Below are 8410 nucleotides of genomic sequence, written 5' to 3'. Positions count from 1 at the left end.
CATCCGCGCGAAGATACCTTTCTCGCTCCAGCGCTTCCAGCGGCTGTAAAGCGACTTGTGTGGGCCATAGGCTTCAGGCGCATCGCGCCACCTTAACCCATTGCGGTTGATAAAGATAATCCCGCTCAAAACCCGCCTGTCATCGACCCGAGGCTGACCATGCGACTTCGGAAAGTAGGGTTTCAGACGGGCCATCTGGTTTGGCGGGAAAACAGTCCCCCAGACTGTTTTCTTATCCGCCGCACTCAGTCAGCCAGAAAGGATCAGACATGTTCACCGCTCCTTTTTCGGAGCCGTGAATCACGCGGTACGCCAGAAATCAATTCATCCTGACCCTAGGTCCCACCACACGGAATGCATCAGCACGGGGCCCGGCCTTTCGGGGGATTGGGCGGCGCCGATCAGCGGTTCGGGCGGATGATGATTTCGACGCGGCGGTTGCGCGCCCGGCCCGACGCGGTGTCGTTCGAGGCGATCGGATCGGCCTCGCCCGCGCCGATGGTCTGGATCCGGCGCGGCGGCACCCCGTCGCCGATCAGCACGCCCGCAACAGCCCCGGCGCGGCGCTGCGACAGGTCCAGGTTGTACTGGGCGGATCCGGTGTCGTCGGTATGGCCGATGACCTGGATCGTGCTATCGGGATAGTTCAGCAGGTTTTCGGCGACGGCGCTCAGATCCTCGCGTAGCGGGGCGCGGACGCGGTCGCTGTCAGTGGCGAACAGGATATCCTGCGGCATCCGCACCACCAGGTGGTCGCCCGCGTTGATGATCGAGATCCGGCCATCGCCAAGCTGGCGGCGCAGGTCGGCGGCCTGCTGGTCCAGCGAATGGCCGACCGCGCCACCGACCGCGGCGCCAAGCGCGGCGCCGGCGATGACCTGGCCGGTGGTGTCCCCCTTGCCGAAGATCGCGGCGGTGCCGGCTCCGATCAGGGCTCCGGTCAGGGCGCCGTTCTTGGCGCGTGCGTTCGGGTCGTTGGGATAGGCGTTCGGGTTGGGCGCGTCACAACCGGCCAGGGCCAGGGCGCCGGCGGTGGCAAGCATCAGGGGCAGGCGAAAAGTCATATGTTTCCCTCGGCTGGGTCGATTTCCTCACGCAGGATTTAGCGGATCGGAACCGATGCGCGAAGTTCCACCTAGTCGCATCAGCGCCAAACCGCCGATGGCGGCCGTGGCGAAGTGCGATGGACGCGGACGCGACCGGCGCGGCAGGCGCGTGCGCGGCGGGCGGGCCGGAGTTCGGGCCAAGGATCAGGCCGCGTCGCTGGTCGAATTTCTGGCTGCATCGCCGGCCGGGCCATCGGCGTCGGCGCGGGCGCTTTCCCAGGCCAGCATGGCGCGTTTCACTGGCAGGCCCCAGTGATAGCCCCCCAGCCCCCCTGACCGGCGCAGCGCCCGGTGGCAGGGGATCAGCCACGACAACGGGTTGCGCCCCACGGCCGTGCCCACCGCGCGCACCGCACGGGGGTGGCCGATCGCCTGGGCGATGTCGGAATAGGTGGTGACATGGCCCGAAGGGATCGCCAGCAACGCCTCCCACACCTTTATCTGGAACGGCGCGCCGCTGAGCAGCAGCGGCGTCTCGCCCCGGCGCTCGCCAAAGGCGGCCTCGGCCCAGGGTGCCAGCCGCGCGGGGTCCTCGACGAAATCGGCCCGCGGCCAGCGCGCCAGCAGGTCGGTCATGGTGGCTTCCGTGCCGGTTTCCTCGGCAAAGCCGATGCCGCACAGGCCCTTTTCGGTGCCCATCACAAGGGCCGTGCCGAAGGGGCTGTCGAACCAGCCCCAGGAAATCGTCAGCCCGGACCCGGCCCTGGCATAGTCGCCGGGGCTCATCGCTTCCCAGCGCAGGAACAGATCGTGCAGCCGCCCGCCGCCCGACAGCCCGGCCTGCAGCGCGGTTTCGAGGGCCGAGTGGCGATCGGCCAGCAATTGCCGGGCCAGGCCCAGCGTCAGATATTGCTGATAGCGCTTCGGCGAGACCCCGACCCAGCGGCTGAAGAGGCGCTGGAAATGGCCCGGGCTCATGCCGATGCGGGCGGCCAGATCCTCCAGCCGCATCTGCGGGCCTCCTGCGTCGATCTCATGCAGGGCTCGGGCGATGACGCGGTAATGGTAGGCCGGGCTGTCGGGGTCTTGGAACATGGGCGGGCTCTCCTGTCGTGGGGAGAGGATAGGATACCGGGCGCCGCCTCGCGACCCGCTTCTTGCGGATTGTCGATCCCGGCGGTCAGGCCGCGTGAGTTCGCGCCCAGCCGATGATCAGCCTGGCGGTGTCCTCGGTCTGCCCGGGGCTGAGGATATCGCCGGCGATGACGTGCGAATCCGGGTCGTCGCCGGGGCCCATGACGCGCTGGGCCTCCTGGCTTGGGCCGCCCCAGCGGGCGGCGACGCGCGCCGTCCGGCGCTGGTCGACCACCCGGTCGGCGGGGGCGTAGATGAAAAGCGCGGGTTGCCTGGCGGCGGCGAAATCCTGCCGCGCGGCTTGGGCGACCAGCGCCGCCATCGGAAACAGCGCCGCGGTGGGATAGCGCAGGGTCCAATAGGTGGCCTGCCGCGGGTGGCGTGCGGGGAAGGCCCGGTCGCGACCGGCAAGCCGGGGCAGCCATGTCGGCGCGAAGGGCAGGGTCAGCAGCATCGCCGCCGGGTTGCGGATCCGGAAATTGGGCGAGATCATCACCAGCCCCCGGATCTGCGTCGAGAGCCGCGGATCGGTGGCGCCCAGTGCCGCCAGCGTGGCGCCGGTCGAGGTGGCAATCACCAGCACCTTGCGGCCGATCCGCCCCGCGATCGCCAGGGCCTCGGCCAGATCGTCCATCCACTGGCCGGAGGTGGCGCCGGCCAGCGCCGCGCCACCCAGGCCATGCCCCGCAAGCCGCGTGTAGAACAGGTTCGCCCCCAATGCCTGCGCCACCTGGTCGGGCACCGGGCGTATTTCTTCGCAGGTGGCCGAGAAGCCGTGGATATATACCACCGACAGATCGGTACGCGCCCCCGCCGCCCCGGCCCAAAGGATGCGTTTCTGCACCCCAGGGGCGATATCGGCAAAGCGCGCTTCGCGGCGCGCCAGATAGGCGTCAAGGTCCGGACCCATCGCCTCAGCGTCGAAGCCGATCGAGGTATCCACAGCAAGGCGCGGACCCGGGGCGCGCGACTGCGCAAGCGATGCCGCCCGCGCCAGTGCGGACCGGAACGCGGCCCGCGGCCAGGTCACGCGGCGGCCTCCAGCACCTCGATCAGCGCGGCCTCGATCAGCGCCAGGCACTCGGGCGTGGAAAATCGGTGATCGGCGCCCTTCATCAGCGTCAGGCGGATATCGGGCCCCTCCAGATGCGCCAGCAGGCGCAGGGCGACGGCTTGCGGTACGTCCGTGTCATCGGTGCCCTGCAGCAGCCGGACCGGGAAGGGCAGGGACAGCGGGGTGCGCAGGACAAGATGGTCGCGGCCGTTCTCGATCAGCCGGCGGGTGATGATGTAGGGGTCATCGGAATAATCGGAGGGCAGGGCGACTTGTCCGTCCGTCTCCAGCGCTCGCCGCTGAGCGGCGTCGAACCCCGCCCACATGCTGTCCTCGGTGAAATCGGGCGCGGCGGCGATGCCGACCAGCCCGGCGACCTTCGCCCCCAGCCGCCGGCACATCAGAAGCGAGATCCACCCCCCCATGGACGAGCCGACCAGCACTTGCGGGCCTTCGGTCAGTTCGGTGATCGCGGCGGCGGCATCCTCGGCCCAGTCGCCGATGCAGCCGTCGAGGAACTTGCCCGAGGATTGCCCGTGGCCGGAATAATCGAAGCGCAGGAAGGTGCGGCCCCGCGCCTCGGCCCAGGCCTGCAGATGTAGCGCCTTGGTCCCCTCCATGTCGGACTTGAAGCCGCCCAGGAACACCACCCCCGGCGCCGTGCCGGGGCTAAGGTGATAGGCGATGCGCCGCCCTTGCGGCGTGGTCAGATATCGCGGTGCGGCCATGGCGTCCTCCGTTTCCGTCATGGGTAACGCGGCGGCGGCGCGAAGTGAAGGCGGCGCTTCGGCGGCGGGGGCGCTGCCCCCTGCACCCCCGGAGTACTTGAGCCAAGATGAAGAGCAGAAGCGGTCTTGCGGCAAGTCGGCTGGCGCGCGGGGGCTTTTTAGGGGGGCTTACGCCTCGGGCAGGCCGCGCGCGACCCAGGCGGCGGTGATCGCCATTGCGGCGAACAGCGCGAGCGTCATTGCCGGGCCTCCGATCGCGGCGAGCGCGCCGAAGGCGCCCGAGGCCAGCAGGATCGCGCCGATCACCGTATTTGCGACCGATGTATAGGCCGCGCGCAAATCATCGCGCGCCATGTCCACCAGATAGGTGGAACGCCCCAGCCGCACGCCTTGATGGGCCAGGTTCAGCACGAAAAGCACCAGCGCCGGCGCCCAGGGGCCGGCCATCGCCCCCGCCGCGTCCAGGCCCAGCCCAAGCCCCATGCCCGAGGCGCCCATCAGTCCCGCCAGGATCAGCACCCGGCGGCTTGAACGGTCCGCGAGCCGGCCCCAGACATAGGATGACGCGAGCGCCGCCAGCGACGAGGCCAGCATCATCGCGCCCAGATCCCCCGTCAGGGCGTTCCGCGCGCCTTGGCCCGCCATCAGCACGATATAGGGCGGCGCCAGGGCCGTTGCCGTCAGCAGCCCGCGGGCCAGGATGAAACGCGCAAGCCGCGGATCGTCGCGCAGGTGGTGCAGCTGACCCAAGGCCGCGCGCGGCCCGCTGCCATGCCCTGCGTCGCGGGGCGCCCTGGGTTCGGCAAGCCCCGCCATCAGCGCAGCCGCCCCCACCCACAGGAGCGCCGCAAGCGCGAGCGCGCCCAGCACAAGTGCCTTGCGCGGCACCTGCCCCGACAGCAGAACCGCCGCGAACAAAAGCACCGCCCCGGCCGCGACCGATCCCGCCAGCCCGCCGACCGCGCCGCGCCGTCCCTTGGCGATGGTGCGTCCCAGCACGTCCTTGTGGCTGGCCGAACAGACCGAGCGCGCCACCGCCAATACCGCCAGCGCCGCACAGATCGCCAGGCCCAGGGTCCAGCCCGACAGCATCAGCCCCGCCAGGCCCAGCCCGGCGGCGGCAAGCCCCTGCGCCGCGGCGCCGACGCTCCAGGCCCATTTGCGCTGCGGCATGTGCCGGATACGGTCCGACACGAACAACTGTGGCAATAGCGCGCCCGCCTCGCGGATCGGCACCAGGAGGCCGACGAAAAGTGCCCCGGCCCCGCCCTGGGTCAGCAGCCAGCTCAGCACCAGCTTGGGGTCGACCAGCCCATCGGCTGTCTTGGTCTGGATCAGCGCCCCGACATGGCGCAGGAAATTCGCGGGTTCCTGCCGCTGGATCCCGGGGGCGAGATCGTTCTCGGCTACCGGCCCAGCGAGGCGGTCGAACACGGCCTGGGTAATGGCTTGGGGCATGACAAGGGACACGGTGGGGCGGGTTGACGAAGAGGCGTTGACGGAACGCCGTTGCAGCCTAACGGGTTTCCGCACCCGGGCGAAGGGCGCGGGTTTCGGAGCCGGTGCGATTTCACGGCCCGGGGGCGCACTGGCGCCCTTGTCCCCCGGCGCGGGGCTTTCTATAAGCGGGTGACCCGGACCGGAGGCCCCATGACGTTCCGCGCACGCCATCTTCTCGGCATCGAACATCTCGCGCCAGAGGAGATTCGCACGCTTCTAGATCTTGCCGAAACCTATGTCGATCTGAACCGCCGCACGATCAAGAAGACCGACGTGCTGGCCGGGATGACGCAGATCAACATGTTCTTCGAGGCCTCGACCCGCACGCAGGCGAGTTTCGAACTTGCCGGCAAGCGGCTGGGTGCCGACGTGATGAACATGGCCGTCGCGCAGTCGAGCGTGAAGAAGGGCGAGACCCTGATCGACACGGCATTGACGCTGAACGCCATGCATCCCGATCTGCTGGTGGTGCGGCATGGCAATTCCGGGGCCGTCGACCTGCTGGCGCAGAAGGTGAATTGCGCGGTGCTGAACGCCGGCGATGGTCGGCACGAACATCCGACCCAGGCGCTTCTGGACGCGCTGACGATCCGCCGCGCCAAGGGGCGGCTGCACCGGCTGACGGTGGCAATTTGCGGCGATATCGCCCATAGCCGCGTGGCGCGGTCGAACCTGCTGCTTTTGGGCAAGATGGAGAACCGCGTGCGCCTGATCGGGCCGCCGACGCTGATGCCGTCGGGCGTGGCCGATCTGGGCTGCGAGGTCTACGAGGACATGCGCGCGGGGCTGGAAGGTGCCGATGTGGTGATGATGCTGCGCCTCCAGAAAGAGCGGATGGACGGTGGTTTCATCCCCTCCGAGCGGGAATATTTCCACCGCTATGGACTGGATGCCGAGAAGTTGGCCCATGCCAGGGACGACGCGATCGTCATGCACCCGGGCCCGATGAACCGCGGCGTCGAGATCGACGGCACGCTGGCCGACGATATCAACCGCTCGGTCATCCAGGAGCAGGTGGAAATGGGCGTCGCGGTGCGCATGGCGGCGATGGAACTTCTGGCACGCAACCTCAAGGCCGAACGCGGGCGCGAGGCCGCCGGGGTGATGGTGTGAGCGAGAAGATGCGGATCCCGATGGGCGAGCGCGGGGTGATCCGGCTGTTCGCCATCGACCTGCCGCCCGAACAGGTCGCGGCCTTCGCCGAGCCCTCGGACGACTGGCCGCTGAAGGCGGCGCTGGGCGCGCGGGTGCTCGACCCCGATTACATCGAGGCCTTCGAGGTCAAGGATGTGGCCGAGATCGGGCTGACCAACTACCTGATCCAGGGCGGCGGCATCAACGAGGCGGCGATCGCGCAGGACCGGTTGCGGCTGGATGCGCTGCGCGGGCCGCTGGTGGTGATCACCTCGGGTGCCTTCGGGGGCATGGCGCAGGAGATCGACCCGCATGCGCCGCTGCGCTGGGTCGGCACCTGGGAAGAGGACATCCCCCAGGTGCATTTCGAGCTGCTTCCCGACGCCTCGGCGCGGGGCGAGGTGGGTGCGGCCGGGGTGCCCGAGGGTCCGTCCTTGCCCGGGCGGCAGAAAATGATGCGCCTTAGCCTGGCCGTGATGATCGCGATCGCCGGGGGGCTGGCGCTGGTGCTGTGGATGGGGATACGCCGATGACCGTCTTTCTGGAAAACGCCCGGATCATCGACCCCGGCGGCGGGACCGAAGCGCTTGGCAATCTGGTGCTGGACGGCGGTGTGATCGCGGCGATCGGCGACATGGCCGCGCCGAAGGGCGCCGAGGTCGTCGATTGCGGCGGCAAATGCGTGGCGCCGGGGATCGTCGATATCGGCGTCAAGGTGGGCGAACCCGGCGAACGCCACAAGGAATCGTTCCGCTCGGCCGGCCTGGCGGCGGCGGCGGGTGGGGTGACTACCATCATCGCCCGGCCCGACACCAGCCCCGCCATCGACACCCCCGAGACGCTGGAATTCGTCACCCGCCGCGCCGCCGAGGCCAGCCCCGTCCGCATCCGCCACATGGCCGCCCTGACCAAGGGCCGCGCGGGCCGCGAGATGACCGAGATCGGCTTTCTGATGGATGCCGGCGCCATGGCCTTCAGCGATTGCGACCATGTGGTGAGCGACAACAAGGTGTTGTCGCGCGCGTTGACCTATGCCCGCGCGATGGGGGCGCTGGTGATCGGCCATCCGCAGGATCCGGGCCTGTCGAAGGGTGCCGCGGTGACCTCGGGCAAGTTCGCCAGCCTGCGCGGCCTGCCCGGCGTTTCCCCCCTGGCCGAGCGCATGGCCTTCGACCGCGACATGGCGCTGGTCGAGATGACCGGCGCGCGCTACCACGCCGATCAGGTGACCTGCGCGCGCACCCTGCCGGCGCTGGAACGCGCCAAGGCCAACGGCCTGGACGTGACGGCGGGGGTTTCGGTCCACCACGTCACGCTGAACGAATTCGACGTGGGCGATTACCGTACCTTCTTCAAGCTGACCCCGCCCTTGCGCCCCGAGGACGACCGCCGCGCGGTGGCCGAGGCGCTGGCCACGGGGCTGATCGACATCCTGTGCTCGATGCACACGCCGCAGGACGAGGAATCCAAGCGTCTGCCCTATGAGGAGGCCGCCGCCGGCGCCGTCGCGCTGGAAACCTTCCTGCCCGCCGCGCTGCGGCTGGTGCATGACGGCACGCTGACGCTGCCGCAGCTGTTCCGCGCAATGGCGCTCAATCCGGCGAAGCGGCTGGGGCTGCCGCAGGGCCGCATGGCCGAGGGCGCGCCGGCCGATCTGGTGCTGTTCGATCCCGACGCGCCCTTCGTGCTGGATCGCTTCACCATGCTGCGGTCGAAATCCAAGAACACGCCCTTTGATGGCGCCCGGATGGAAGGTAAGGTGCTGGCGACCTTCGTCGCGGGGCGCAGGGTATTCGCGGCCGGGGAGGGCTGAG

The 8410-nt window shown here is 69.4% G+C and carries 9 protein-coding genes; 3 read left to right on the top strand and 6 right to left on the bottom strand.

The features are described from left to right. From BLV97_RS14630 to BLV97_RS14605, 6 genes are all read right to left on the bottom strand, one after another. Positions 1-195, bottom strand: a 195-nt coding sequence (locus BLV97_RS14630; protein WP_143037546.1) for a transposase, incomplete at its 3' end; no start/stop codon positions are given. 206 nt (positions 196-401) lie between these two features. After that, the gene (locus tag BLV97_RS14625) at positions 402-1064 is read right to left on the bottom strand and encodes a YiaD family glycine zipper/OmpA-like lipoprotein (protein WP_035837739.1); all 663 of its coding nucleotides are present in this window, start codon (positions 1062-1064) and stop codon (positions 402-404) included. 186 nt (positions 1065-1250) lie between these two features. Next, positions 1251-2141: a methylated-DNA--[protein]-cysteine S-methyltransferase gene (locus BLV97_RS14620; protein ID WP_035837737.1), complete on the bottom strand. Its 891-nt coding sequence runs from the start codon at positions 2139-2141 to the stop codon at positions 1251-1253. Positions 2142-2226: 85 nt separating this feature from the next. Further along, positions 2227-3210, bottom strand: coding sequence for an alpha/beta hydrolase (locus BLV97_RS14615; protein WP_035837735.1), 984 nt, complete (start codon positions 3208-3210; stop codon positions 2227-2229). Beyond that, a complete protein-coding gene (locus BLV97_RS14610; protein WP_035837733.1) occupies positions 3207-3962 on the bottom strand; it encodes an alpha/beta fold hydrolase in 756 nt (251 codons plus the stop codon). The genes BLV97_RS14615 and BLV97_RS14610 overlap by 4 nt, the downstream gene beginning before the upstream one ends. Positions 3963-4130: 168 nt before the next feature. Beyond that, positions 4131-5420, bottom strand: coding sequence for an MFS transporter (locus BLV97_RS14605; protein ID WP_035837731.1), 1290 nt, complete (start codon positions 5418-5420; stop codon positions 4131-4133). Positions 5421-5612: 192 nt separating this feature from the next. Between BLV97_RS14605 and BLV97_RS14600 the strand changes: the two genes are divergently transcribed. Genes BLV97_RS14600 through pyrC form a run of 3 tightly spaced genes read left to right on the top strand, consistent with a single transcriptional unit; the run spans position 5613 to position 8409 of the window. Then, the gene (locus BLV97_RS14600; RefSeq protein ID WP_035837729.1) at positions 5613-6575 is read left to right on the top strand and encodes an aspartate carbamoyltransferase catalytic subunit; all 963 of its coding nucleotides are present in this window, start codon (positions 5613-5615) and stop codon (positions 6573-6575) included. Continuing rightward, positions 6572-7129, top strand: coding sequence for a hypothetical protein (locus tag BLV97_RS14595; protein ID WP_051645803.1), 558 nt, complete (start codon positions 6572-6574; stop codon positions 7127-7129). Before BLV97_RS14600 ends, BLV97_RS14595 begins: the two co-directional genes overlap by 4 nt. Continuing rightward, positions 7126-8409 (top strand): dihydroorotase, encoded by a 1284-nt coding sequence (pyrC, locus tag BLV97_RS14590; protein WP_035837727.1) that lies wholly within the window; start codon positions 7126-7128, stop codon positions 8407-8409. The genes BLV97_RS14595 and pyrC overlap by 4 nt, the downstream gene beginning before the upstream one ends. The last annotated feature ends 1 nt before the right edge of the window (position 8410 follow it).

The sequence above is a fragment of the Allgaiera indica genome, assembly GCF_900106675.1.
In the GTDB taxonomy this organism is placed as follows: Bacteria; Pseudomonadota; Alphaproteobacteria; order Rhodobacterales; family Rhodobacteraceae; genus Acidimangrovimonas; species Acidimangrovimonas indica.
This window is presented reverse-complemented; position numbering and strand designations above follow the sequence as displayed.

Bases quoted from the DNA above. Each gene is read 5' to 3' on its own strand.
- BLV97_RS14600 (WP_035837729.1), top strand. From the start codon at position 5,613: ATGACGTTCCGCGCACGCCATCTTCTCGGCATCGAACATCTCGCGCCA.
- BLV97_RS14625 (WP_035837739.1), bottom strand. From the start codon at position 1,064: ATGACTTTTCGCCTGCCCCTGATGCTTGCCACCGCCGGCGCCCTGGCC.
- pyrC (WP_035837727.1), top strand. From the start codon at position 7,126: ATGACCGTCTTTCTGGAAAACGCCCGGATCATCGACCCCGGCGGCGGG.
- BLV97_RS14605 (WP_035837731.1), bottom strand. From the start codon at position 5,420: ATGCCCCAAGCCATTACCCAGGCCGTGTTCGACCGCCTCGCTGGGCCG.
- BLV97_RS14610 (WP_035837733.1), bottom strand. From the start codon at position 3,962: ATGGCCGCACCGCGATATCTGACCACGCCGCAAGGGCGGCGCATCGCC.
- BLV97_RS14620 (WP_035837737.1), bottom strand. From the start codon at position 2,141: ATGTTCCAAGACCCCGACAGCCCGGCCTACCATTACCGCGTCATCGCC.